Origin of the sequence: Pseudomonas sp. B21-053, assembly GCF_026016365.1 — a bacterium.
Classification (GTDB): domain Bacteria; phylum Pseudomonadota; class Gammaproteobacteria; order Pseudomonadales; family Pseudomonadaceae; genus Aquipseudomonas; species Aquipseudomonas nunensis.
In genome coordinates this window covers 879281-902647 of sequence record NZ_CP087205.1, presented here as the reverse complement: position 1 = coordinate 902647, position 23367 = coordinate 879281, and the positions used below count along the sequence as shown (strand labels likewise).

Below are 23367 nucleotides of genomic sequence, written 5' to 3'. Positions count from 1 at the left end.
TGGAGATCGCAGGCAGAGACTTAATAGCCCGCCCCCACATCTCCGAGCATTGCGCCTCACCGGTACAGACTGGCGTCGGATGTATTTGGGACACGGGGAGCGGCGGCTTTGATGGTTGCTGAGCACAACCAGAAGCAGACAGAACCACCAGCATTAGCACGTAAGCCTTTTGCATAACCAACCTCCATTTAATTGCTGACAATCTATCACCGTCCATGGTGATGATCACACCCACTCCGCCATAGCCTTCTCAAGAGCTAGCGCCTGGTGGTCGGCGTGTGGCATGAAGTCCGCCATCTCAGCCTTACCTCCTGCACTTCGATTCACCTGCAGCGCGATGATCGCAGTGGACAGCTCCAGTCGCCGGCCAATGTCCAACGTTCCGTGTTTGTCACGATAGGCGACCCAGGCCAACACCTCAGCGTAGGAAATGTTGGCCTTGGCCTCTGCGACGGTGCACCCGCCGACTCCGTTGAGCACCAGTTCGTGCCACAACTCATCGGCGGGGGTCAGTTTTTTACAGGGTTATTGACCTCATTAACTGCCTGCAAGAGTAAAACGCCCAGGCCAGAATCGAGATTTACAGCATCTTCAAACGGCAGTTCTTCACCGCCGGTTTCGCCCAACATAATGCTGGCGGACAGGTATCGGGCGTTTTTAAAGCGCTCAGCTTCACCGCCGGCGAACATCGCCTCCATCACGCCAAAAGCATGGCGGCGAATGTGTACCTTGAACTTGTCGGTCACTTCCTTGCCCTTGGCGTCGATGTGCTTCCACTCGACATCACGCTGTACCAGGGCGTCAGCGACGACGCCTCCCTTTTTTTTCAGTTGGGCCAGATTCATGCGATCCCCTTATGCAGTTTTGCGAATCCAGGCGGAGCCGCCCGAGCGCTGGATGGTTGCGGCGGTACTGACCACAGTGTTGGCAGCAAAGTCGAATGGGAAGTCAGCGACGTATCCGTCGTAGACGAACCAGGTGCGTGAAGGAGGAAGTACAAAATCATCGCCGCCAACGTTGACGGTCGGAGGAATATCAATGCCATCCGACCAGCCTACCGCCCAAGCCAAGCTTTCGATGCTGTCGTCTTCCGATAGCTGGTGCAGGCGCACGTGAGAAGCGTTGCGCGGATCTGCGTTCAACGTCAGCGATGCCTGCCCCGGTGTACGCAGTCCACGCAGATAACGACGAACTTTGTCACTGAGGCAGGTGACTTCGATCTGATCCGCAGGGTTGCCACCTGGGCTGAAAGCGGTTGCGCACTCAATTTCAAGTACTTCAAAAACCGCTGGGTCGGCGGCACTGGGCACCAGCACGTAAACCTGTGTGCCTTGGGTAAGAATCGACATGGCATTCTCCAAATGTCGGGCATAAAAAAACCCGCACTCGGCGGGTTGATTGGGGGTGATGCTCTATCGAAGGGTGATCCAGTCGATATCAAAACTGCGGTGGTAATCCTTCGTCGTCGGGTCTTGGCCAGAAGCGCCCCAGCGGGTGATGTTGGCCTTCAGCTCCAGCGCATCCCGTAAAGCTGCCGTGACTCTCGTTGCCGAGTCCGCGCTGGTGGCATAGACGTCGACCTGCAACGTGAATCCGTCTGCGTCTGGGCGGCCAGCCAAATAGTTTTCAGGGTTGCCATCGATCAGGTTCCAGACGACGTAGGGCTTCAAAACCCCTTCCGGTGCTTCGCCGAACGAGTAAATGCGGCAGTCGATTCCGGCGCCGATCAGCGCCGCCACGACCGGATCGGTTGAGCAGGTCAGATAAATAGGCGGATCCATCAATTCCCCCTGAGTAGAGCGTCGATTTCTCGGCTGAGACTGGCGACAAACTGGTCTGTGACCTTGCCAACGTTTTGTGAAAATGCCGGACGCATGAACGGCGCCGGCGGCGTGAACTGCGTGCCAAACTCGATGTAGCGCCAGTGCCTGGTGTCGCCACCCGGGTTGCCAGTAGCGCTCTTGCTGTGTTGGTTCGATCCAGCACCACCGCGGACACCGACTCGCATCACCACGCCACCCTCACGGCGGGATTCCTTGGTCGCCTCCTGGGTGATTATGTTTTTCCAGACTTTCTCTTTGGTTTCCGGGTCGTCCAGCGCCTTGCCCCGGGCCTTCGCGTCATCGCGAACGATGTTCATCGCTTCCCGGGCTGCCTTGCGAAGGCCTTTTTTCTGGAGCTTTGGAGCCAGGCCGCGCATTTTCTCCACAGTTGACGCCACTCCCTGCAAGCGAGAGGAAATTGAACTAGCCATCTTTGACCCCCTTCGACACCAACAGCGTCAGGTACTCAAGACCGGACTCCTTGTCGGTGAGCGGAGGCCCCTCGATGCTGTAGGTCTCGCCGCGGTAGAGAATCCGCATTGTCGGAAGCACGCCTGGGCGATATCGGATAACCATCCGGCCGGTTGCCTGAGATTTTGCAGCTTTGGCGGCCACCAGGTCGCGGGCCGACGAATCTTCAACGCTGGCCCAGACCTTGGCGAACTCCACCCAGGCCGGCTCAAGGAAATTGCCGGTGGATGGATCTCGCAGGGTGATTTTGTGCTGGATTTCGATTCGGTGACGCAGCTTTCCTGCTTGCATCAAACACCCCACTCGATCCGGTATGGCGTCAACAGAGACTTTGAACCCGACGGCAGTTCGCTGAAAGCACCGCCAGCGACATCGTCTTCCCGATTCTCGTAAAGGCTCCCAGCCTTCAGCAGACAGGCCGCGACAATCGACGGGTTAATCACGATGGGATCAGAACCTGCCGTTCCATCAAGGACTGCGACAGCCAGCGCATCAGCGTCTGCATAGAAGCGCCGATTCAAGTATTGAGCGGCGCTATCTTCAGCGGCAGCAAGAAGAAGCTCTACGTGAGGCTTGTCATAGTCTTCGGCCCGCAGATGGCGCATGGCGACCTCGATAGCGATGACGGTCATGTCAGGCGCCTTTCTTTTTGCCGACGGTGGTTTTCACTTCGGCTTTTTCGGTAGTCAGCGGTTCCGCGTCCGGTTGTTGTTCAGTCAGGTCAACGACCGGCTTGTCTGCGCCTTCGTCATCCTCGGCATAACCTCGATCCTTGAGTTGGCGGCCATGCTGCTCGTCGGTGATGAAGGCCTTCCCTTCCGGGTAGGCAACACCCGCCAGCAGCAGCGGTTTGATAAGTTTCAGTCTCATGATCGCCTCCAGCGAGGGCCGCGTTGAGGCGGCCCACAGTTGGTTAAGGGGCTGTTGGTGGAGTGAAAGTGCCGTAGATGAATGCTTCCGGCCGTTTAACCGCCAATGCGGCTCGTTCTTCGCAGCGAATCGAGATCATGTTTTTCTCGAAGTCATCGGCGTTCTCGGTGGAGATCACTACGTTGGCATCTTCGCGATCAAACAACTGAGCACCTGTCTGGAATGCACCGGTGAGGAACTTGCCCTGGAACGCAGCAATTTCTGTCGCAACGACTGGCAGCCCCCACAGCAACGGCCCCGCAAGGCCAAGCGGGTTGGCCAGGATGTAGCGGCCCAGGGTGTCCTTGGTCAGTTCGATCTTCGCCCAGTCGATGAAGTGCAGTACGTGACCGGAAGCTGGCAGGCGAGCCAGTTGGGCCTGCAACATGGCCAGACGCAGATCGTCGATGCCCGATTGATGTTCAACGGTGAACGCTGGATCAAAGGCTGTGGCTTGCGGAACGATGCCGTGCAAATGCACGCCGGTGCCATCGCCGAACAGGATTTCCTGTTCTTCTGCGTACTTGAGGCCGTAACGCATTTCGATATCGATGGTCGACTGCAACTGCGAAAAGTCATCCAGGATCTGCTTCGACGCCTTGAACATGTGAGCGATGGTGCTCACCGGCGTGATCTTGGTATCAAACTGGATATCGCTGTAAGGCTTCGCGGTGCCTTCGGCCACAACTCGGGCGGCGTTAGTAAAGCCGGTTTGCTGAACCCAGAAAATCGCCGAAGAGTCGGTGCGGCCAGGTGCAATCAAGTCGCGAATGAACAATCGCTGCTTCGGCGCCGCATCAATGGCCGGCAGGCGAGTAGGCTCAACAATGCCGGTCGGGACATTACCGCTCAACAGAGCGGCATGGACAGGGATGCTGATGCGGCGATTCCCTTCGACATGAGCGGAGAACTGCTTCAGCGCTTCACTTTTGATCACCACGCCACCAACGGTATCGCGAGAGGTGGCCGAGGTATTCGCAGGGATTCGGGCGAATTCCTGCTCGAGCTCGCCCAGCTTCGCCTTCAATTGCTTTTCAGCTTCGGTCAGCGAGTTGTATTTGGTGGCCAGTTCATCGACGGAGGCCTTGGTTTCAGCGGAAAGCGTGCCCGCCTTTTTGGCCTCGTTCAGTGCGCTTTCTGCCTGTTTGCTGAAATCGTCAGTCGCCTTTTTCAGTTCAGCCGAGACGCTCTTCAGCAGGTCAGCGGTGGAATCGCTCATGGTTTTACTCCGGTTTGGGTAGCTGCTGCCGAGAACCGCGAAAGTGCGGCTTGTAGTTCGGCGATGGGGTCGGCCAGATCGGCCGTCGTTACGGCAGCGTTTTGCTTGCCGGCGGTGGTAGCGCCAGGCGTACCAGCCTTGAGTTCTTGAATAAGTGCGCGGCGCTCGGAACGCGGCATGCCCTGTTTTGCCAGGATCAGATCCATGCGGCGGGCGGCAACCTGGTGCGGCGCCGATGCGCTCACATCTTCGATAGCGGCATCCGACGAAAGAAGACTGTCGGCAAACCCTGCGTCGATAGCAGCAGCGCCACCCATCCAAGTCTCGACATCCATCAACTTGCGCATGGCTTCAATGGGATCGCCGGTTCGCACGGCGTAGATGTCGGCCAACGTGCCATCGATCTGTTCGAGGAAGTCGGCGACCTCCCGAATGTCGTTGCGATCGCCAGCGGCCATGGTCCAGCTGTTGTGGATCATCAAGAAGCCGGCGCGGGCAATCTGGATTTCGTCCGCCGCCATGGCGATGAACGAAGCAGCAGAGGCGGCAAGGCCGAGAATCTGCACAGTGACCTTGCCTTTGTGCTCGCGGAACAGGTTGTAAATGGCCAGCCCTTCAAACACATCGCCGCCTGGACTATTGATCTTGACGACGACATCGCTGTCGCCGATGGACCGAAGCGCTGCGCTAATGCGTTTTGCCGTTACTCCCTCGCCCGTCCACCAGTCGTATCCGATCGGGTCGTAAATGGTGATGGAGTTGTCATCAGTGCTCGCAGCCTTGATCGATGGATTCCACCGCTCCAAGGCCTTCGGCGTCAGGTCGCAGTGAACCTGCGCGCGCGGCCGAGCCTCCGGCGCCGCCGGAATGGTCTTTAAGGTCATGGGTTACTCCAGGATCAAGCGGCGAGCCGCGGTAGCGATATCAGTGCGTGAGCCATCATTGGCCCATCAGGGTTTCCAGCCTCCAGCGCTTTGGAAGCCAAATCGAACGCCTCTTGGATGGCCCCCTTGTCGCCGCTCTGGTTGGCTGCAGCGATGCGCAACATAAACGCCGTGGCGGCAGGTGACATGCCTGCGGACTGCTTGCCGAGCTGGTCCAGCGGGACGAGCGCTGACTGAACAGTGAACGTATCGCCACCCGGGATAGGAGCCATGTTCTCCAGGCGCCGAACCTCGTTGCGGCACATCCAGCCATTTTGCAGCGCGGTGTTGTACCAGGCGCCGCGACCGGCGCTGTCAGCGCGCAGTAGACCTTCAACCGCGAACTCGGCGAAGAATTCGTCGGCATCCGCCTCGCCGATCAGGCAGCGGGTGATTTCCTGCTCGATGTTCACCAGGAGCGGGCGCAGGCTATTGGTTAGAAAGTGCAGGTTCTGCGCCTCCACCGAACTGGCCCAGCTGGATTGCTTGTCCATGTGCCCGACCATGAAGGGCGGCACGCGAAACCAACGACACATCTCCTCGATGCTGAACGAACGCGACTCCAGCATCTGGGAGGCTTCAGGGTTCATCGTGATGCCCTGATATTTCAGCCCCGCTTCGGCCACCATGATCTTGCCGGCGTTCTTGGAGCCCATGAACGATCCGAGGCTTTTACGCAGTTGCTCACGTTGAGCCGGGGTAAGCACTTTGTCGCTGGTCAAAATCCCGGAAGCCTGCATGCCCTGGGCAAAGACTTTGGCGGCTGCCTCTTCCACCGCCATGGCTGAACCGAAAATCTCCTTGCCCGTCGTGACCGGCAGCATCCCGCAAACACCGTCCAGACCAAAGCCGCGAATGTGCATCAGGGTCTTTTCTGGAATGTCGCGCTCAACTCCATTTTCGGTATAGGTGTATTTGAGTCGGCCATTGTCATCGCGCTTGACCTTCATGCACTGGGGCAGAAGCGGCACCAGGGCGATGATCCGGCCGGCCAGCATCTTTTTCTCTACGAAGGCATTGCCGCGCAGACAGATGCTTGCAACCACCAGCAGCATGAAGCGCTGCGGGGTCATTTCCGCGTTGGGCACCCGGCAAAGCAGCCGATACAGAGGGTGGTCAGTGGCGGGAGCGCGCGAGCCATCCGGCAGCCGTTGGTACAATTTCAGCGGAAGAGTCGAGACTGACTCCGAAAGTAAACGGACGCAGGCCCAGACCGTGGACAGCTGCATCGCCTTGTCGACCGACACATGCTGACCACTGACCGAACTACCAAACCATTCCTTCCAGAACGCACCATCTTTTAAGCCGATGGGCACACCAAGCCAGTCTTGAAGAGCGGCCTTGATTCGCCCGGGTTTCTTTTCGCGCGCCATCAAAGCCCCACCATAATTGGATTGTCGAAAAAGCCCTGTAAATCGCCACACCCCACAGGGTTTAGCGCTATGAGCGTCGTTGCGTCGAAGGTGGCCATCAGCGGGTCAATTTTTGCGGACCCACTTACCTGCTTGTTGATTGCGATCGCATTGCCAACTGCGACCGTTCTGGCATTACCAACGCACCAGGCCATCAGGCGAGTTCCTCCGTGAACAAACTCACCGCCGGCCACTTTGCGCTCAGTAGTCTTGATTGCACCGTTGAGTCGCCACCCTTGGGAGATCGAAACAATCTGTTCCATGGTTATGCCGCGCTCTTCCGTGGTCAGCTCATCAACGATGTCGCCAATACCTGCCGAATCGACACCGATTGCCTGCTTGTCCGGCAAGAGGCCTGCGTCACGAACCTCGCAGATGATGTCAGCCACCTGCAGCACGTCATCACCAGGCCGGTCAACAATCGTCAGATCGCCATCGGCCTCGAAGTCACGCAGCTTTGAAACGATGTCCTTGCGGCGCTCCAAAGCGATCTTGTGAGCCCAGGCGTGCGCCCAGTGCAGCCAGCGCCGCGTCTCACGCTCACGACCAATCAAACTGAGCCCTAGCAAGTCATCCAGCCCGCCGCCATCGATACCCACCACGATTACTTCAGAGCGCCGCAGCAGTTCGTCAAAGGTCAGCGAGTTGTCGCCAGCAGCCTCCCAGTGATCAGCGCCTGCCCAGCGATCAGTGCGCAGGTTAAGACCGATTTCAATATTCAGATGCTTGGCCAAGAACTTCTGCAGAGAGCCGTCCGAGGTGCCCAGCCTTTTCTTGAGCTGGTCTTCTAACCATTCCGCACTCACAGAGCGCCCGATGTTAGGGTTGGTGATGTAAAAGTTCTCTGGGTTCAGATATTGCTTGTTAGCAACCATCCGGACTGGAAATTCGTAAAGAACCCCCAGCGTCTTGCAATCCACCACCTTTCCGTCACGAACATCGCGCCAGTAACCCAAGCGCTCCTTGAATACCCCTGCTGGCGGCTCATCACTTTGAGTGGTGAGGTAAATTACCCACCCCTCCTCGCGAGAGATTTGTCCGCCAAGTGCCTCCATGAACATTGACTCGGCATTGGCTCGCTTGCCAAACACCCAAAGCTCATCGACCAGCACCTTGCCCGACTTCTTGCCGGAAACGGTGTCAGTGTCGGCCGCAACGACCTTCAATGAATTCAGGGTGGTTCGGTCCGTGATAGTCCTGGTGTGTTCCTGGATGTGGAACATCGCTGACAGCTCTTCATCAGCGCGAACCATCCCGGCAGCTGGCTTGAAAGCGTTGTCCGCAACCTCCTTGGTCGGCGCCAGAATCAGATGTTCCTCTTCCTCGCGCCAGCAGAGAATCAAGGCGGTTAGCATGATGCCGGCTGCGATGGTGCTCTTAGTGTTCTTCTTGCTGATCAGCAAGCCGAATTCGCGGATCAGTTGCTTGCCAGTGTCCGCATCGTAGGCTCCGAAGATGCAGCGGACGTAGTCGAACACCCACTCATCGCAACAGTCGGCCATCCTTGGCTTGCCCGGCAGATCCGGAACGCGGAGTTCCTTGAATATCTGGAGCGCACGCTCCGCTTCCTCTACAAAAATTGGCGGGGGGATAATCGACTCATGGTCGATCAGGCGTTGCTCCCAGTCGGGGCATGCGGTCGACCATTCCATAGTTAAACCTGCTTACCGTTCGCTGCGACTAATTTCGGCGGGACCTGCCGGTTAAATTTTCCAGCAGCATCCTCTGCGGCTTTTTGCTTCCCATCCTTCTTGCCGCCATCAGCCTTTTTGACGTGCGTGTACTGAACTGCTGCGATGGCTGCTCTGACCTGGATGGGGCTCGCATCGAGTTGACCGAGCGCGATCTTGGTCAGCAGGGCCAACATATCCATCTCAGGCGCGGGGACCGGTACCGCCCTCTCGCGCTTCAATGCGCCGCCGTGAGGCTGAGCCTCGAACTCCACAGAGACTGCCGAGGAATTTGCTGATTCCGGCTCAACCTTCTTTTTCCTGCCAGCACCCGGCCGAGCGCCGCCAGAGTTGGGGCGAGCGCCCCCGCTCTTGCCTTTAACGCCTGCCATTTGCTGAATTCCTTTTTCAAAAAGGGGGAGAAAATCTGCGCGTGAGGAGGGGGTGGTGTCCGAGACGAAAGGTCTGGAGCTTTTACCCCACCCCTCCTCCGCTGTTGCACGCCAGTGACGTGCCTCTACATTATGAAGCACGCCTGAGACGTGCCAGAAATCAATCCGTTACCGGTGAGCCGTCGCTTCACGGGCGGTCTTGGCCTTGTGGCAAGGGGTGCACATGGCTTGGAGGTTGTCGTCATTGTCGCTACCGCCCTGGGCCAGGTTGACGATGTGGTCTACCTCAAGCTGATTCGTTGTCACGCCGCAGACTTTGCAGGTGTACTGATCGCGCAACAGAATCGCAGCACGCCTGCGCCGCCATGGTCTGCCACCACGACCTGAGCCCCAGCCATCACCGGTAGCAGCCTCTTCGATAGCGGCCAGCTTTCGGCCTTCGAATGGCTTCAGTGTCGACTTGATTGAGGTCAGTCTGGCCATCAGTTCACCTTGCTCCCATCCATGTAGGTTGTTGGCTCAGCATCAGGGTCATCATCACCCTGCTCGTCGGCCAGCACTTCGATCATCAGGACCTGGTGCTTGGCTATCTGCTCGAGCAGTGTCGTCTGCTTCTTCTGCTCGGCGAGGATCTCGACCAGTAAGCAGCTCACTTGCTCGGTCATACCGCCGCCTTGGCGTACTCACGGCCTGGAGAATTCAGGTCCGTGACTTCTACCTCGACGAACTCAGCTTCGACGCTAACCGGCTGGATGATCCTCGGCAGCACCGTGATAGTCGCCTGCCACACCCCACCGGCGTTCGCAGTAAGCGTGACTGAAGTAACGCCTGTCAGCTCACTGCCGTCGCTCAGCATCACCTTGGTGCCCTGCACCAACTGTGCGCTGCCTAGCTTCTGGTTCGGCGAGGGCACTATCGTCACCACGCTCAAAGAGTTTTGCTGCTCGCTCATATGAAAGCCTCGCCATCTTGTTGATCCATTCACGCCGGGCGGCGCAACCTGAACAATTCGTCATTTTTGGATAAACTCCGCGCTCTATTCATTTCACCAGGACTTTTTATGAGTGACGGAACACCTCCCAATAGCACTCGACCCAGCTGGCTTACCGTGGGCCTGATTTCTGCTATCTGCGCCGTGCTTAGCTCCGTGGCGACCGTTGGAGTGAAGTACGGACAGCAGGAAACGGCACTAACCTCTCTGACCGAAAGAAACCAGGAATACCGAGAAGCGAATAAAGAGTTGCTGCAGAACCTTAAGGAATGGCGACAAGCTTACGAGAGCCTACAAACGCAGCTTCAATCCACTCGGACAAGCCTGCAACGACTGCAGAATGATCGATGCAACCCAATCAGAGACAAAGTTGACGACCTCAGGATTTCCGTTGAGGTTGCTACAAGTTACCCGCCCTCATCTAACGCCGAAGCCCTTCAAAAACTGATGGAGGATTATCAGGCCACTCTCCGCGCCTGCTACAACTCGCCGCGCTAAGAAGAAATGAGTGTTTTATCGCACCACAATTTGGAGCTATCCAAAACGTGGCGCGGATTACTTGCTCTGGCTGCGGACGATCTGGGCGTCGACCTGGTCAGCGCAGGTGTCCAGCAGTTTGATGGCCTTATCCTTGAGTTCCCACACGTCGCCGTTGAGGCGTAGGTCGGCGTCCTCCTGATCAACCCGCTCGCACGGAATCAGTTCAGGGGCTTCCAACCTTACGGCCTGGGTCTTTGTTACCACCGCCGGCTTTGCCGCGCAGGCCGTCAGGCAGAGGCTGAGCAGCCCAATCACGAACAGGCTTGCTGTTGCGCTTGAGTTCTTCAAAGTCTTTCCTCGCCTTCTCGGCTTTCTTCTCGCTGGCTTTGATGCGCTTGGCCAGGTCGGCGGTGTACGCGGCATTGCGCTGGGCCTCGGCGCGTAGCGTGGTGATGGTTTCCTGGCTTACTCTGTTGGCCTCAACCGCCTCTTCCTTGGCCGTTGTCTCGACGCGCTTCTCGTCGCGCAGATCCTCGACCCGGAGTTGCTGGATACCGACGAGCAACAGGCCGACCAGCGCGATGATGATTGCCGCTGCGATCGCCTTCATAGCGTGTCCGCCTTTCTGCCGAGGAACCTGATGATCAAGTCACGGATCGCCGTCACGCCGATGAAGCCGATGGCGCCGCCGGCGGCGACGGACAGGCTCGAAGGCCAGGCCATCCACTCGATGATGCTGCTGGCCGACAGGCTCAACGCTCCGCAGATCAGCGCCTCGAAGATGATCCGCCACTTGTTCGACTCTTTGGCCTCGTACAGAACACGCAAGAGCGTGATCGTGAAGGCCATGATTGCTCCCTGCCAAAGAGGCGTGGAAAGGACCAGCCAGACCTGGGCCCAGAAGTCGGGGTTTTTATCAGGCATGTTTTTGGACATCCGGCTGTCCTCCCTCTCGGGGAGCGAATAGATTCAGCTCCATCAGCACTCCCAGCTCGGAGCGATGGGTGTGGTGGAGCCGAAAACGAAAAGGCCTTAGCAAATGCCAAGGCCTGAGATTATGTGGAGCGCCAAAGAAGGCCGCCCTGGTGCATCTCGGAACGGATCACTTCTTTGACTTTGTCGGCAAAGCTCGACCGGAGCTGGTCGATTTCAACCTGAAGCTGCTTGCCGAGCTCGGTTTCATTAATCTGGCCGGCAATTTCTCGGAAGACATCCGAGGCGTCGCGACCATTGACGGCAAAGCGGTCAGCCAGAAATTGCGAGCCCAAGCCAATATCGATGCCAGCCGCATACAGCTGACCATTCGTATCTGCTGCAAGCCGCACCGACCACGTGTCGCTGATCTTCGCGTTGGCAATCGAGCCGCGTTCGACTTCGGCCTGACTGATATAGACCACCCCGTCGATTACAACGAATGGCTTCGGTTGTTCCGGCTCGGGCGTGTCGAGCTTGCCTAGAATGATCGGGTAAGGTGAGCCGTACAGTTCGATTCGGCCTTTGCTCATCCGCCAACCTGAAACGCCCTCAACAAAGTCTTGGCTTTGCATTGCTGTGCTCCAGAAACGAAAAAGGCCCGCCGACATGGCGAGCCTTGAAATGGGTGCAGGTGGCTGGTGCAAGAATCCAGCTCTGGTGGGGCGGATCGCCGGGTCACGTCCCCGCCCTCTCATCGCGTCGACGCCCAGTATCCGTACGGGAAATAGGCGACGCCTCTACCGATTTAGCCCAGCTGCCTGGGCGATAACCTGCATAAAACAAAAAGCCCCGCACGATGGCGAGGCCTTGGAAGTAGAAAGCAAAAGCCCGGCTAAATGTCCGGGCTCTTGGTCGTTATTTAGAAATTCACATCCCTGTTTCGATCAAGCCAATCATGTCCGTCCCATGTCAGCACTACATACCCAGTCCGAACACTGACCTTTCCAGCTTCGATACAGCGCTCGAGGAGATAGGTGAATTCGTTCCAATCTAAAGGAGGGTTTGCAGTATTTCCTGACTCTATCCACAAATCAGCCAACGCTTCTCGATGTACGCCCCGATGCTCAGGACACTTCTCTATCAATTCAAGTAGATGCCTGACCTTATTTAAATTACGGCGCATTTCAACGTCCTTGTTTTAGAGGTAGGTGAGCAAAAAACACAACCAAACAAATAGAAAGACCTACCCTTAGGACGATCTTTGCACGCGGAAAAACCGCAAAGTAACTGAAATCTATAGTTCGTCCCCGGCCGCTGTCAAGCCGCTTCTCGACACTGCGTTAAGGGATCAGAAAGCAAAAAGCCCGACTCCAGGGTCGGGCTTAGTCGAATTCTAAAAATCTACTTAAGCTGAAGCGTGAACTCAACTTCCTGCTCGCGGATCACGTACGGAACACCGAGCAGTATCGGAACAACAGAGTCTGGAGAGGTGGCGGAGAAGCCAAAACAGCCATTGTCCACTTTGGATTGCGTCAGCCTCTCAAAGAAATCTTGACGCAAGCTGATCTGGACAACCTTCTTAGGCGCCTCCAGACCTTCGATTCGTTCGATCGCGTCATGAATATCCGCAATGCCCAAAACGACCCCCTATCAAAATAAAAAAGCCCGACTTCAGCCGGGCTTTTCCTGTTTGCATCCTAAAGACGCAGAACCGCAATGTGGGAAACTATATTCTCATTTTCTCGGGCGTTCAAGCTGCTTCCGCAATCAATTCCGCTTCTTCGAGAATCACCCATGCCGAGGCGATCGCAGCATCACGCTCGGCCTCCAGCCACTTGCGGATATCCGACCTCCACCGGTACAGCGTCTTCTCCGGAGTAGGGGTGTCGGCATTGTCCCAAGTGTGTAGCACCATGAACGCCTCAGGCAGTCGTGGTGTCGCCCAGGCCGTAACGCATTTCGTTCTGAACAGGTGGTGAGACTTACCGGGCGCCGAACGAGCCAGATGAGCAAAGGCCGCAATCCGCTGCTGCTGGGTTGAGCCGTCCAGGTCCACCATAAAATGTGCCACCAGCACTTGCCAGTGATGAGGTGCCAAGACACGACGTAGCAGCGACCGCGTCATGCTGTCCTGGGTGAGCTGGTCGAACCGATCCATTGGGCATGGGTTGTCAGCGCGCTCGGCCTCCCAGGTGTCCGGCTTGTACTTGTTCTGCCAGCCTGCACCTTTGTGCAATGAAATGGAGTCGACGTTCATCGCTCGCATCACGCCGTGCTCGGCGCTTCGGTAAACCGTCATTAAGCTGCCCTCCGGATGCGCCGCGGCGGCGGGTTATCGTCCAGGCCCAACAGATTGCGTAGCAGACGGTCGGCGGTCTTGCTCTTGGCGTTCCCTTCAGCCACCCAGCGCTTGCAGTAATCGCCAAACCCGATGTTCACCCGGGTAGCGTGCCAGCTGGCGACGATGTCCAAAAGACAGGCCATTGCAGCAGCACCGCCGATTTTCTCTTGGGCCAGGCCTTCGCCGGCGATCTTCAGAAACTTGCGCTCATGCTCGAGCAGGCTTTTGCGCGGCAATGCCGCTGTTACGTTATTCATCAGAATCTCCCCCTGTACTGACTGGCGAAGGGGCGACTCATTTCGACCTCTTCGTTGGAAGGCTCGCGGCCGGCGAAGTTGACGAAGCGAGCGAACTGACCTTGCTGTTGGACCAGGCATGAACTGACCGGTGCGTGCCTGCACTTGGGCATGATCAGCTCGGTGACGCCGTTCTGGCCCTCCTCGGTGTCTTGGTCACGGTGAACCAGGATGATGCAGTGGGCGTCCGCCTCGATCTGACCCGAGTCACGCAGGTCCGACGCGATGGGCTTTTTGCCCGGGCGTTTGGTGGAGTCGCGGTTGAGCTGGGCCAGCAGGATCACCGGCACGTTGAGCTCTTTAGCGATGTTGACGATCCCTGTCGAGATCTTGCCGAGCTCGGCGGTGCGGTTGAACGCCTTGCCGTCCGAACCGATCAGCCCGATGTAGTCGATCACCACCACGTCGAGACCATGGCTCCGCTGGATCTGGCGACAGATGCTTCGAATCCGTGCAACGGTCAAACCCGACTTGTCACTGACATACAGCGGAGCGTCCATCAATTTACTGACTGCGGACGTCAGTCGAGGCCAGTCCTCGTCCTGAAGCTGCCCGTCGTCGAGTTTGCGCAAGTCGATCCCGCCGATCGACGCCAGCGCGCGATTGCCCAGCTCCTCCTCGGGCATCTCAAGGCTGAACACCATGCCCACACCAGCACCGGAGCAGGCGACGTGCTGCGCGATCTGCAAGCCCAGCGTGGTCTTGCCGCTGCCGGGAAGGCCGGCCACGATGGTCACGGTCTTTTTGCGCAGGCCACGAATCATCTTGTCCAGTTCCACCAACCCGGTGGACTGCCCTGATTGCACCTGACCGTTGAATTTGGCGTCGATGATGTCGATGTTTCGCGCCACCACGTCGGCCATGCGTTTGTAGTCCGGCTCACCGGTGTCAAGGTCGCGCAGGTCGGCCATGGCCTGCTGCGCGCTGGCGATGATCTCAGCCACCGGTTTATTTTCGCTGGCCGATTCGCGCACCGCGTCAGCCGCATCCACCAACCGGCGCAACACAGCGCGCTCCCTCACAGTTCGAGCGTACGCCTTCCAGTTGGCCGTACTCGGCGTGTTCTTCGCCAGTTCGCCAGCGTAGGCCAGGGTCACGTTGCCGCTGGGCAGATATGGCCGGAAGTCGTGGAGCGTCACCGGGTCAATCGGGTTGCCGGTACCGTGCAGGTCAATCATCACTTGGAACAGTGCGGCGTTTTCCGGATCGTGAAAGTCGGCCGTGGCCACGCTGGTGGTGATTGAATCGAACAGGTCACCGTCCAGCATCAGGGAGCCCAGCAGGGCGTGCTCTGCTTCATCGCTGTACAGCTCGCGATACTGGTTCATGCCGTAGCCCTCATCGAAGACCAGCTGAAGCCGACGGCTTGACCGCCGTTCTGGCGCAGACGGTCGAGGGCGCGGTCGCCGATGAATTGGCCCAGGGTGCTGGCCGGTAGATTCGAAACCACCACCGTCGGCTTGATCAGCTCGTACCGCCGATTGATGACTTCGTGCAGAAGGCCCTGCTCATACTCGCTGCCCTTCTGCGCGCCAATCTCATCGATCACCAGGAGATCTAGCCCGGCCAACTCGGTGATCACGTCACGCTCGGTGTATTCGGCACCGCGAACCATCGTCCCCTTAGCGATGCGGATGAGCTCAGCAGCCGAGACGATGACCGCTACTGCACCAAACTTTCGTATGACCCCCTGCACGATCCCGCTGGCGAGGTGGGTCTTGCCGGTACCGACATTGCCGGTCAGCAGCAGCCCACGGCCGACGCGATAGCACCCCTCGAACTGGTCGACGTAGGCCTGGCACACGATCAGCGCTGAGGCCATGTCCGCAGTGCTGGTCCGGTAGTTGTCGAGCGTGCACTCGATGAAGCGCGGAGTTATGCCCGACCCGATCAGCAGTTCGTTCAGCGCCGTTGCCTTGCGGCGGTCCAAAGCTTGTGTGTGCGCCTCGCTGCGGGCATCGGCGGTATTCATCGCCTCCCACTGGCAGCGGCGGCAGGTGCGGACCAGATACGAGCCGTCGAACTGCTCAACCTCAGCACCGTCGACCGTGCCGTGTTCCGAGCACTGAGCCTCGAAGAAGCGGACATCCGGCACGCGGCTGAAGTTAGAAATTGGTTTGGCCATGTGGCGCCTCCGGGTACATATCGGGTGTGTGCTGTGGCAGGTTGGTGAAGGCGGTTTGGCTTGCGCTGGCCGGCTTGAGTACGTCGGTCCAGCGCTCACCGTTCAACCACGTCGACGCCATGGGTACGTACTGACCGTCATCCTTGGTCCAGTCGCGGGACATTCGGTGGCCGCCCAAGGCGGTCATCAAAGTCAGGCGGAGTTCAGCGCTTGGCTTGAGCTTCTCCCAGGCCTTGCGTGCGTTCGCTTTGGCCTTCTTGTTGGGATACAGCGTCCAAAACACCTCGAAGGCTTCAGCCAATTCCACTTCCGATGCGCACAAGGTTTTAGGTTCCTTGACTGGTTCAGAAGAGTGACTGGTTCTGGGGGCAGCTCCTGCCCCACCCCCTGGGTTATCTCCTGCCCCAGGTGGGTTATCTCCTGCCCCACCCCCTAGGGCAAATGCTGCCCCACCATCAAGCGACAAGTGAAAAACGTTCGACTGATTCAACTCGCCCTTTCGGCGGTACTCACGTCGAAGAAAACCGGCCTTTTCCAACTCGCGAATATGCAGCTTCACCGTTGAGCGGCCGATCTCACATTGGTCGGCAATGTGTTGGTACGAGGGCCAGCACTCGCCCTGATCGCTGGCGTTGTCGGCCAGCTTGACCAGGACGAGCTTGCGCAGTGGATTGCCAACCTTGGTTTTCATGGCCTTGACCATCAACTCCATGCTCATTGCAGAGTCTCCCCCGGCTTGCGACTGATCTGGGCGGCCATAGCTTTCACTGTTCCGCCAGACATACGCAGGACCAGCTGACGCAGCGCGGTGGTGGCATCGATGGAGAACACGCGCGCCTCATCCATCACCAGAGCCTTCGGTGAGTGGTCCATAATCGCGGTTCGAACACGGTCGCTGTAGTTGAACGCTGCGCAAGCCAATTGCTGATCTGTCAAATGATCGAATGCTTCATCCGGCAGATGCTCGGCAGGGAACTTGACGACAGGGATGAACTGTTCGGGGCGCGGGGCGCCCTCTAACAGATGACGCCTCATTGCCTCCAAATGATCCCGCGCGACTGTCTTGGCATCATGTCCGGTCTTGCGCTCAAACAGGACCTTGAGGGCCCAGTACGCCTCGATAAGGCTAACGTGTGTGTCGTCATGCTTCTGGATATGGAAAACGCCATCCTCGTCAATGAAATCGATAGCATCTTCCACGACCTCGAAACACTTCAGGAGCAGCGCTGCGTCGGCGAACTTCTCGAAAAACGCCTGATCGATGGTTTCGGTCTGCGGCGTCTTGGGAAAATCGATTACTTTGCTCATGCGGAAGTCCTCAGGCGCAGCTTGAAGCGGCCTTGCTCAATATCGGGATGGGTTGCGCGCTCGGCGGTGACGAAGATGCACTTGCCGACGAACCGGTCGAAGCGACGCGTGATGTCTGCCTTCGGCCAGATGGCGTAAGGCTGACCGCCGTCGTGAGCGTGCTTGCTGCGCACCATGGCGAACGGCAATGGGGCGCCAGGGATGTCGCGCATCACGGCATTGATCACCCACTGAGGGATGCCGTGGCGCAGGTTGATACGGGCGCGGATCGAGGTCATCGACTCAAACCCGGCGGGCATTGCGTCCAGGTACCGAACTTGCTCGACCTTGGCGACGCGGCTTTCGATGCCCACCACAACCTGTTCGGCATGATCCTGCCGACGCTCCATGTCTACCAGCACCTGGGCGTTGGCCAGCAGTTGCTCGGCTGGCGACAACGGTCGCTGATAGCTGCCGGTCTTTCGGATCTTTGGCAGCACATCACCCACCACCCACTCCTCAAAGGCTTCGGCCGCCGACATCTTCGAACGCATGACCAAGCGATAGACATCGCGCTCCGGCATGACTTTTGTCATCTGGTCGCCGCCAGCAGAAGGGATGAGGATTTCCCTCACCCCTTTGCAATGGGTGCGAACAGCTTCGTGAGGATTGGCATACTCGAGCAGATCGGCGACGTCCTTGGCTACGAACCATGGCTCACCCAGGTCATCGGTGATCACGCGGATATCGTTACCGCGAAAATCGAACGGGGTCAGATTCATTGGACACCTCCCGCTGCGCTCTCAGACTCAGCGATCAACGTGGCAAAATCGTCGCCGCGGTTCATGAGTTCCGTGCCGATCAGGCGCAGGCCCGCCGCCAGACCGCCAACCACATAGCCGTCCAGCGCTTGCTCGCAGAGCTCTGGATCATTAGCGCCTACAGTGCCGATGAACTTCGCCAGCGCATCGACGAAGTAACCGGCCTGACTCATTGCCTCAGCCTCGATTTTGAGGCGGTCAACAGGAATCAAGCTCATGGCTGAACCTCCGCAGTACGCGACACGTTTTGTTCGTTCGCGTTTTGTGTCGCGACCGCCGCACCGTCGAGTTCCTTCTGCCAGTCTTCTACAAAGCAGTCGAAGCTGTTGGCGTGATCCATGGCGACAAGCGCGCCAAGCGCTGCAAGCCGGGCCGTGTCTGAGTGCGCCTGAGCACCCTTTTTGAGAGAGTTAAACAGCGCCTCAAGCTGCTGAAGCGTTTCGCGAGCGCCACGCAATGAATCAAGGGCGTCCTCTGCGATTGCTCCCGCCGAACGGGTCGCGGTGCTCATGCTTCACCGCCTTGGCGATTGCCGAACTCGACGCTAAGAGTTCCGGAGTCGACGAAGGCCTTGGCCGAATCAATTAAAAACCGGATGCCGTAGATTTCGTTCGCATCCATGCCCCCCTCAAGAAGGCGGTCGAGGATGCTCGTTGCCGCCATCAGCAAGTTGCTTGAAGAGCTGAGAGCTTCGTTGACAGGCATTCCGGCGCGGACTTCAAGCAGGCCAAGCGATTTTTCAAAACTGTCAAAGGTGTGAAAAGGAGCTTTACTTGTAAGAAGGATCTCTTGCGCCTTTGGTGGCGTGGTGCTATTTTTTGGGTGCATTGATTCGTCCTCTAGACGAAGAAGTACTTCAGCCCCCCGGCAAGGGGGTCGTTAAGAAAGCCCGCCGGCAAGCGGGCTTTTTTGTGTCTGACGTTTAGGTTTCCCAATCATCCACGACACAAAAATAATGCAACCCCCTCCCCTGAGAGGGTTATGACCTACCCTGGGTGGGCGGGCGGAATAGATGCTTGGCGCATATCACATCTCCAAAAATTGCAACTCATGCCTATCAGTGCGAAGGCCGAGGTGCGCTATAACGATTAACTTTTTTCGAAAAGGTCGGCTTGTCGTATTTCTGGATCAATACGTCGCTTTTTTCTAAATTTGTTTGCATATAGTTGCGGGCGAATAAACCCGCGCATGCGCGGAAAATCACTAAACAAAGCAACGATGCTCTGACGGTAATGCTTGATGGTCCTTCGACTCACCGGATCCCCCCGAGCCCGCTACTGGATGGATGAACAGAGGTATCGCCAGTCTCTTCAGGATCCTTTGCAAGGCGTATCGTTTGGCTCAAGGTCGGGGCAACCCGTAGGCCGATGCGCGAAGGGAAGCTCCTGGTTTCTACAGCGGTGAAGGTGCCGTCAGCGTGTTCTATGACGAGAACATCTCGACCAATACGAATAGCCTTACTCAGCGCACCTTGGGTAATACCCAGAAGCGAGGCGGCTTCGGGCTGACCGCGAACCTTGGCAAAATCTTTCAAATGGATCCGTTTCACGGCCAAATCTCCAAACAGAACTTTGGCAAAATAGTACCTATGGCATTTCTACAAAGCAATACCTTTGGCATTTGTTAACTATTACTGATGGGAATATTATTACCCCATGAAAAAACCATTGCCTGCCGACCGTAAAGAAGAATGTCTCCGCTTGAAGGCGATTTTCACGGCCAAAAAGAAAGAACTGAAGCTGACGCAGGAAAAGCTGGCCGAGCAGCTTGGGATAAACCAGAGCTCTGTCTCGCATTACCTGAACGGCGTGAATCCGCTGAACACGGAGATAGCGGCGGCATTTGCCAATATTTTGGATGTGCCTGTGTCTGACTTCAGTCCGCGCCTGGCGGAAGTTATTGAGATGGTTGCTTCGTCGCGAATTACTGCGGATTCATTTCGAACAACATGGGCTCGGGCTGCCCGCGTTATTGATGCGCCTCCCCGCGAGCAATACGTGCTAATACCTCAGTTTTTAGATGAGAACTCATTCATCCCTAGCGTTAATGACGAGCATGTAGGGCTGACTGAGGGCATGGTTTTCAGGCGAGGATGGCTCCGAGAGATGGGGGTAGTATTTGATCGTCTATGTGTTCTCTATGCCAGCGACGACGGTATGGCTCCGCATATTTTGGCTGGCGACGTGGTGATGATTGACACTTACAAACCAGTCTTGAGTGACGGGGCGATATATTTGATTCGTAGGCCGGACGGCAGAACCAGCATCCGACGAATCGCGCAGCAAATTTCGGGAAGCTGGGTGCTAAGGTGTGACAACCAAGATAAACAGCTATTCCCGGACGAAATCATCGCCAGCTCAGCGGCTTCTGACCTTCCGCTAGTTGGAAGAGTTGTGTGGCGAGGCGGCAGTGTAAGAGTCTCTCGGACCTGAATCACCTCGGAAAGACGCCGCTTAATCAGCGGCTTTTTATGGCTCGCAAGAAATAATATTGCCAAAGGTATTTACTTATAAAAATGCCTTTGGTATTTTTTACTCCATCGAAATCACAGCATGGAGCTTCAGACATGACCATCAGCACTCTCACCGCCGGCAACTGGCAGGGCAATCTCAAGATGGGTCTTGCTCCACGTGAGCTTGAAGCCACGCTGTGGGCTGCCGCCGATCTGACGGTAAAAGAGATCGGTCGTGTGATGGGAATCAGTCCGAATACCGCCGAAAAGCGTCTGGAAAGTGCGAGGCTCAAGCTCGGCGCTAAGACGATGCGCGGATTGGTAGTGGAAGCGTTCCGGCGCGGCCTGATCGCCATTGCGGCCCAGCCACCAGCATTCCCTGACCCACAGCGTCCAGCCAATGAGCACGACGGTGTTTTCATCGCCTGATTGATCCACGCCACCGGCGCACCTGAATTCCTAATTTTTGCGAAAGCCAACAACGCGGTCGGGATTCGTTCGGCCTGGAGAAACTAATGAGTGATAGATCGATGCATATCGATGACCGCGTGAAGATGGTCGGCGCCGAGCCGGCTTACCTGACGATCGTCTTCAAGCTGCCAAGCCTCAACGACGCTCAGCCACTGATCGCGAAGTTGCCCTACGGCCAGAAAGCCCTCGGTACGGAGGCGGTTGTGTTCGGCCTCACCACTGGCAACTTGATGGAGGACGAGTCATGCGAGCAGTAATCGCCATCGTCCTGCTGCTGGTCGCCGGACAAGCTACCGCCGGCGAGCAAGTCATCAGCGTTCAACACGACTCAAGCCGAGCAGTCACTTGCTGGATCACTTCGCAGGGCTACATCAGCTGTTTGCCAGATAGTTCGCTCCTACAGGGTCAGGCCGCCACCGCCACCCCAGAGATCGAGACGGCCCGGGCCTCTCTAGCTAATTCGGCCAGAGAAAGTACACCGTTGACCGCCTCCCCGCTCCCACAGGATGAGAGGTTCCGGCTATGAGCCAGCGCGTTGAAAAAAACCCTGTAGGCGTGAGCAGCGAGTTCGCCGGCCTGGGCGCCCGCCTCGTTCGCTTCGGCCATGCCCTGCAAGAAGGGTCCACCACCGTCGGCGAGCTCGTCACTCTGGCCCAGGCCTGCGGCATCAACTTCAAGCTACGCGTAATCAGCGAGTCCAGCGATAACGCGGAGCGGTAAAGGCATGCGCTATGTGACCGTCAGGAAATTCGCCAGCGAGTCTGGCTACACAGAAGACGCGATCCGCTCAAAGATCCGTGACGGCATCTGGCGGCTCGGTGAGATATGGATCAAAGCGCCGGATGGCCGGACGCTTCTCGACATAGAAGGATATGAATCATGGGTAGAGGCGGGAGGGGAGTTCGGGCGGTCTCGGATACGAGTATCGAGCTCACGTTCATGTATCGGGGCGTCCGGTGCCGCGAGCGCATCACACTCAAGCCCACCGCCACTAACCTGAAGAAGGCCGAGCAGCACAAGGCGGCGATCGAACACGCGATATCGATCGGCACCTTCGACTATTCGGTGACATTCCCGGGGTCTGCCCGGGCGGCGCAGTTTGCTCCTGAAGCATGTCGCGAGACGCTGGCGGGTTTTCTCACCAGGTGGCTCGAGAGCAAAAAAAAGCACATCGCGAGTAGCACCTTCGAGGGTTATCGAAAGCTGGTCGAACTCCGCCTGGTGCCAGCGCTAGGACATCACATGCTGGTCGATCTCAAACGCAAGATAGTCCGTGATTGGCTAGATACTCTCGAGGTCGGCAACAAGACCCTGAGCAACATTCAGAGCTGCCTTCGCTCGGCGTTGAACGATGCTTGCGAGGAAGAATTTATCGATGTGAATCCCCTAGCCGGCTGGACTTACTCGCGGAAAGAGGCACCGCCGAAAGACGATGACGTCGACCCTTTCAGCCCCGAAGAGCAGCAGGCCGTGCTGGGCGCGCTCTTCGGCCAGGCGCGCAACATGATGCAGTTCGCTCTATGGACAGGCCTTCGCACCAGCGAGCTAGTCGCGCTTGATTGGGGCGACATTGACTGGCTGCGCGAAGAGGTCATGGTGTCCAGGGCAATGACCCAAGCTGGTAAGGGAAAAGCCGAAACAACGAAGACGGCGGCAGGTAGACGTAGTGTGAAACTGCTTCGTCCGGCGATGGAAGCGTTGAAGGCGCAAAAGGCGCACACGTTCCTCGCAGATGCCGAGGTGTTTCAGAACCCGCGCACGCTTGAACGCTGGGCGGGTGACGGCCCGATCCGCAAGACAACGTGGGTGCCGGCGATGAAGAAAGCCGGTGTGCGCTACCGTCGTCCATACCAAACTCGCCACACCTATGCGTCGATGATGCTTTCTGCCGGCGAACACCCAATGTGGGTGGCTAAACAAATGGGGCATTCCGATTGGACAATGATCGCCAGAGTCTACGGTCGTTGGATGCCGCAAGCTGATGAAGCCGCTGGCGGCAAAGCGGAACTTGCATTTGCCGCTCCACCTAGTAATGCAGGCAATAAAAAAGAGGGCTCATAGCCCTCTTTTCTATTTGCGACAATCATGCCGCTGCAAGACGACGACGCTTCATCGCGATAGCGATCGAACGGAGCACATCATCCGCAGCGTTCACTATTTTGACATGCGTAACCACGAAGTCGAACCCTCGTTCCAACACCAGCACACCGAATAACTCATCGGCGAAGGATTCGGAAATGGACTCTACAGCCGCTAGGTCGATCACAACGTGCTCGTGATCATGCAACTGTCGATACAATGCGCTCCGTTCCTTCGAGGCGAGGCTTCGGGAAGCTAGGTCACTGTGCCTTAAGGCAAATGTTTCCATC

At 57.4% G+C, this 23367-nt stretch carries 40 protein-coding genes; 6 read left to right on the top strand and 34 right to left on the bottom strand.

The features are described from left to right. Window positions 1-225: 225 nt before the first annotated feature. From LOY68_RS04050 to LOY68_RS03975, 16 genes are all read right to left on the bottom strand, one after another. On the bottom strand, window positions 226-480 hold the full coding sequence (locus tag LOY68_RS04050) for a hypothetical protein (RefSeq protein ID WP_265043065.1): 255 nt from the start codon (window positions 478-480) through the stop codon (window positions 226-228). A 29-nt stretch (window positions 481-509) separates the two neighbouring features. Then, window positions 510-845: a phage tail assembly chaperone family protein, TAC gene (locus tag LOY68_RS04045; RefSeq protein ID WP_265043063.1), complete on the bottom strand. Its 336-nt coding sequence runs from the start codon at window positions 843-845 to the stop codon at window positions 510-512. Window positions 846-854: 9 nt separating this feature from the next. Next, entirely contained in the window at window positions 855-1349 is a 495-nt protein-coding gene (locus LOY68_RS04040; protein ID WP_265043062.1) for a phage tail tube protein, read from the bottom strand. Window positions 1350-1412: 63 nt separating this feature from the next. Further along, window positions 1413-1781, bottom strand: a complete 369-nt coding sequence (locus LOY68_RS04035) for a DUF3168 domain-containing protein (RefSeq protein ID WP_265043060.1) — start codon at window positions 1779-1781, stop codon at window positions 1413-1415. Next, entirely contained in the window at window positions 1781-2254 is a 474-nt protein-coding gene (locus tag LOY68_RS04030; RefSeq protein WP_265043059.1) for an HK97-gp10 family putative phage morphogenesis protein, read from the bottom strand. Before LOY68_RS04030 ends, LOY68_RS04035 begins: the two co-directional genes overlap by 1 nt. Further along, the gene (locus tag LOY68_RS04025) at window positions 2247-2585 is read right to left on the bottom strand and encodes a phage head closure protein (RefSeq protein WP_265043057.1); all 339 of its coding nucleotides are present in this window, start codon (window positions 2583-2585) and stop codon (window positions 2247-2249) included. Before LOY68_RS04025 ends, LOY68_RS04030 begins: the two co-directional genes overlap by 8 nt. Further along, the gene (locus LOY68_RS04020; protein ID WP_265043055.1) at window positions 2585-2926 is read right to left on the bottom strand and encodes a head-tail connector protein; all 342 of its coding nucleotides are present in this window, start codon (window positions 2924-2926) and stop codon (window positions 2585-2587) included. Before LOY68_RS04020 ends, LOY68_RS04025 begins: the two co-directional genes overlap by 1 nt. A 1-nt stretch (window position 2927) precedes the next feature. After that, window positions 2928-3164 (bottom strand): hypothetical protein, encoded by a 237-nt coding sequence (locus LOY68_RS04015; protein ID WP_265043053.1) that lies wholly within the window; start codon window positions 3162-3164, stop codon window positions 2928-2930. A gap of 43 nt (window positions 3165-3207) precedes the next feature. Further along, a complete protein-coding gene (locus LOY68_RS04010) occupies window positions 3208-4422 on the bottom strand; it encodes a phage major capsid protein (protein WP_265043052.1) in 1215 nt (404 codons plus the stop codon). Further along, complete coding sequence (locus tag LOY68_RS04005; protein WP_265043050.1) at window positions 4419-5306, bottom strand: head maturation protease, ClpP-related; 888 nt, start codon at window positions 5304-5306, stop codon at window positions 4419-4421. Before LOY68_RS04005 ends, LOY68_RS04010 begins: the two co-directional genes overlap by 4 nt. Window positions 5307-5320: 14 nt before the next feature. Beyond that, window positions 5321-6718 carry a phage portal protein gene (locus LOY68_RS04000; protein ID WP_265043048.1) on the bottom strand — a complete coding sequence of 466 codons (1398 nt, stop codon included), beginning with the start codon at window positions 6716-6718 and terminating at the stop codon, window positions 5321-5323. After that, on the bottom strand, window positions 6718-8409 hold the full coding sequence (locus tag LOY68_RS03995) for a terminase large subunit (RefSeq protein ID WP_265043046.1): 1692 nt from the start codon (window positions 8407-8409) through the stop codon (window positions 6718-6720). Before LOY68_RS03995 ends, LOY68_RS04000 begins: the two co-directional genes overlap by 1 nt. Window positions 8410-8411: 2 nt before the next feature. Then, a complete protein-coding gene (locus LOY68_RS03990; RefSeq protein WP_265043044.1) occupies window positions 8412-8819 on the bottom strand; it encodes a hypothetical protein in 408 nt (135 codons plus the stop codon). Between the two features lie 168 nt (window positions 8820-8987). Beyond that, the gene (locus tag LOY68_RS03985) at window positions 8988-9302 is read right to left on the bottom strand and encodes an HNH endonuclease (protein ID WP_265043042.1); all 315 of its coding nucleotides are present in this window, start codon (window positions 9300-9302) and stop codon (window positions 8988-8990) included. Then, complete coding sequence (locus tag LOY68_RS03980; RefSeq protein ID WP_265043040.1) at window positions 9302-9484, bottom strand: hypothetical protein; 183 nt, start codon at window positions 9482-9484, stop codon at window positions 9302-9304. The genes LOY68_RS03985 and LOY68_RS03980 overlap by 1 nt, the downstream gene beginning before the upstream one ends. Then, window positions 9481-9771 carry a hypothetical protein gene (locus tag LOY68_RS03975; RefSeq protein ID WP_265043039.1) on the bottom strand — a complete coding sequence of 97 codons (291 nt, stop codon included), beginning with the start codon at window positions 9769-9771 and terminating at the stop codon, window positions 9481-9483. The genes LOY68_RS03980 and LOY68_RS03975 overlap by 4 nt, the downstream gene beginning before the upstream one ends. Before the next feature lie 108 nt (window positions 9772-9879). On the opposite strand from LOY68_RS03975, the gene LOY68_RS03970 reads away from it, so the two are divergent. After that, a complete protein-coding gene (locus LOY68_RS03970; protein WP_265043037.1) occupies window positions 9880-10308 on the top strand; it encodes a hypothetical protein in 429 nt (142 codons plus the stop codon). Between the two features lie 57 nt (window positions 10309-10365). Here LOY68_RS03970 and LOY68_RS03965 read toward each other — a convergent pair whose 3' ends face one another. From LOY68_RS03965 to LOY68_RS32085, 17 genes are all read right to left on the bottom strand, one after another. Next, the gene (locus LOY68_RS03965) at window positions 10366-10527 is read right to left on the bottom strand and encodes a hypothetical protein (RefSeq protein WP_265045851.1); all 162 of its coding nucleotides are present in this window, start codon (window positions 10525-10527) and stop codon (window positions 10366-10368) included. Continuing rightward, window positions 10514-10900: a hypothetical protein gene (locus tag LOY68_RS03960; RefSeq protein ID WP_265043036.1), complete on the bottom strand. Its 387-nt coding sequence runs from the start codon at window positions 10898-10900 to the stop codon at window positions 10514-10516. Before LOY68_RS03960 ends, LOY68_RS03965 begins: the two co-directional genes overlap by 14 nt. After that, window positions 10897-11214: a phage holin, lambda family gene (locus LOY68_RS03955; RefSeq protein ID WP_265045747.1), complete on the bottom strand. Its 318-nt coding sequence runs from the start codon at window positions 11212-11214 to the stop codon at window positions 10897-10899. Before LOY68_RS03955 ends, LOY68_RS03960 begins: the two co-directional genes overlap by 4 nt. A 131-nt stretch (window positions 11215-11345) precedes the next feature. Beyond that, window positions 11346-11837, bottom strand: a complete 492-nt coding sequence (locus tag LOY68_RS03950) for a DUF1983 domain-containing protein (RefSeq protein ID WP_265043034.1) — start codon at window positions 11835-11837, stop codon at window positions 11346-11348. Between the two features lie 287 nt (window positions 11838-12124). Next, window positions 12125-12388: a DUF2513 domain-containing protein gene (locus tag LOY68_RS03945; RefSeq protein ID WP_265043033.1), complete on the bottom strand. Its 264-nt coding sequence runs from the start codon at window positions 12386-12388 to the stop codon at window positions 12125-12127. 218 nt (window positions 12389-12606) lie between these two features. Next, entirely contained in the window at window positions 12607-12843 is a 237-nt protein-coding gene (locus tag LOY68_RS03940; RefSeq protein WP_265043031.1) for a hypothetical protein, read from the bottom strand. A gap of 112 nt (window positions 12844-12955) precedes the next feature. Continuing rightward, window positions 12956-13504, bottom strand: coding sequence for a hypothetical protein (locus LOY68_RS03935; RefSeq protein WP_265043030.1), 549 nt, complete (start codon window positions 13502-13504; stop codon window positions 12956-12958). Further along, a complete protein-coding gene (locus LOY68_RS03930) occupies window positions 13504-13803 on the bottom strand; it encodes a hypothetical protein (protein WP_265043028.1) in 300 nt (99 codons plus the stop codon). Before LOY68_RS03930 ends, LOY68_RS03935 begins: the two co-directional genes overlap by 1 nt. Further along, window positions 13803-15170 (bottom strand): replicative DNA helicase, encoded by a 1368-nt coding sequence (locus LOY68_RS03925; RefSeq protein WP_265043026.1) that lies wholly within the window; start codon window positions 15168-15170, stop codon window positions 13803-13805. Before LOY68_RS03925 ends, LOY68_RS03930 begins: the two co-directional genes overlap by 1 nt. Then, window positions 15167-15967 carry an ATP-binding protein gene (locus LOY68_RS03920; RefSeq protein WP_265043024.1) on the bottom strand — a complete coding sequence of 267 codons (801 nt, stop codon included), beginning with the start codon at window positions 15965-15967 and terminating at the stop codon, window positions 15167-15169. The genes LOY68_RS03925 and LOY68_RS03920 overlap by 4 nt, the downstream gene beginning before the upstream one ends. Beyond that, window positions 15948-16685, bottom strand: coding sequence for a helix-turn-helix domain-containing protein (locus tag LOY68_RS03915; protein WP_265043023.1), 738 nt, complete (start codon window positions 16683-16685; stop codon window positions 15948-15950). Before LOY68_RS03915 ends, LOY68_RS03920 begins: the two co-directional genes overlap by 20 nt. After that, on the bottom strand, window positions 16682-17275 hold the full coding sequence (locus tag LOY68_RS03910; protein ID WP_265043021.1) for a hypothetical protein: 594 nt from the start codon (window positions 17273-17275) through the stop codon (window positions 16682-16684). Before LOY68_RS03910 ends, LOY68_RS03915 begins: the two co-directional genes overlap by 4 nt. Beyond that, window positions 17272-18036 carry a Bro-N domain-containing protein gene (locus LOY68_RS03905; RefSeq protein ID WP_265043019.1) on the bottom strand — a complete coding sequence of 255 codons (765 nt, stop codon included), beginning with the start codon at window positions 18034-18036 and terminating at the stop codon, window positions 17272-17274. Before LOY68_RS03905 ends, LOY68_RS03910 begins: the two co-directional genes overlap by 4 nt. Continuing rightward, the gene (locus LOY68_RS03900) at window positions 18033-18293 is read right to left on the bottom strand and encodes a hypothetical protein (RefSeq protein WP_265043018.1); all 261 of its coding nucleotides are present in this window, start codon (window positions 18291-18293) and stop codon (window positions 18033-18035) included. Before LOY68_RS03900 ends, LOY68_RS03905 begins: the two co-directional genes overlap by 4 nt. Beyond that, window positions 18290-18586: a hypothetical protein gene (locus LOY68_RS03895; protein ID WP_265043016.1), complete on the bottom strand. Its 297-nt coding sequence runs from the start codon at window positions 18584-18586 to the stop codon at window positions 18290-18292. Before LOY68_RS03895 ends, LOY68_RS03900 begins: the two co-directional genes overlap by 4 nt. Then, window positions 18583-18903: a DUF3077 domain-containing protein gene (locus tag LOY68_RS03890; protein WP_265043014.1), complete on the bottom strand. Its 321-nt coding sequence runs from the start codon at window positions 18901-18903 to the stop codon at window positions 18583-18585. Before LOY68_RS03890 ends, LOY68_RS03895 begins: the two co-directional genes overlap by 4 nt. Window positions 18904-19327: 424 nt before the next feature. Further along, entirely contained in the window at window positions 19328-19624 is a 297-nt protein-coding gene (locus LOY68_RS32085; RefSeq protein ID WP_320110090.1) for a Cro/CI family transcriptional regulator, read from the bottom strand. 106 nt (window positions 19625-19730) lie between these two features. Here LOY68_RS32085 and LOY68_RS03880 point away from each other — a divergent pair, with 106 nt between their 5' ends. The 5 genes from LOY68_RS03880 (at window position 19731) to LOY68_RS03860 (ending at window position 23059) form a co-directional block, all read left to right on the top strand. Continuing rightward, on the top strand, window positions 19731-20507 hold the full coding sequence (locus LOY68_RS03880; protein WP_265043012.1) for a helix-turn-helix transcriptional regulator: 777 nt from the start codon (window positions 19731-19733) through the stop codon (window positions 20505-20507). A gap of 134 nt (window positions 20508-20641) precedes the next feature. Continuing rightward, a complete protein-coding gene (locus LOY68_RS03875) occupies window positions 20642-20956 on the top strand; it encodes a response regulator transcription factor (RefSeq protein WP_265043010.1) in 315 nt (104 codons plus the stop codon). Between the two features lie 86 nt (window positions 20957-21042). Further along, window positions 21043-21255, top strand: coding sequence for a hypothetical protein (locus tag LOY68_RS03870; RefSeq protein ID WP_265043008.1), 213 nt, complete (start codon window positions 21043-21045; stop codon window positions 21253-21255). Window positions 21256-21520: 265 nt separating this feature from the next. Next, a complete protein-coding gene (locus LOY68_RS03865; protein ID WP_265043007.1) occupies window positions 21521-21718 on the top strand; it encodes a hypothetical protein in 198 nt (65 codons plus the stop codon). Between the two features lie 159 nt (window positions 21719-21877). Beyond that, window positions 21878-23059, top strand: coding sequence for a site-specific integrase (locus LOY68_RS03860; RefSeq protein ID WP_265043005.1), 1182 nt, complete (start codon window positions 21878-21880; stop codon window positions 23057-23059). A 22-nt stretch (window positions 23060-23081) separates the two neighbouring features. Here LOY68_RS03860 and LOY68_RS03855 read toward each other — a convergent pair whose 3' ends face one another. Continuing rightward, the gene (locus tag LOY68_RS03855; RefSeq protein ID WP_248738361.1) at window positions 23082-23366 is read right to left on the bottom strand and encodes an STAS-like domain-containing protein; all 285 of its coding nucleotides are present in this window, start codon (window positions 23364-23366) and stop codon (window positions 23082-23084) included. Between the last annotated feature and the right edge of the window lies 1 nt (window position 23367).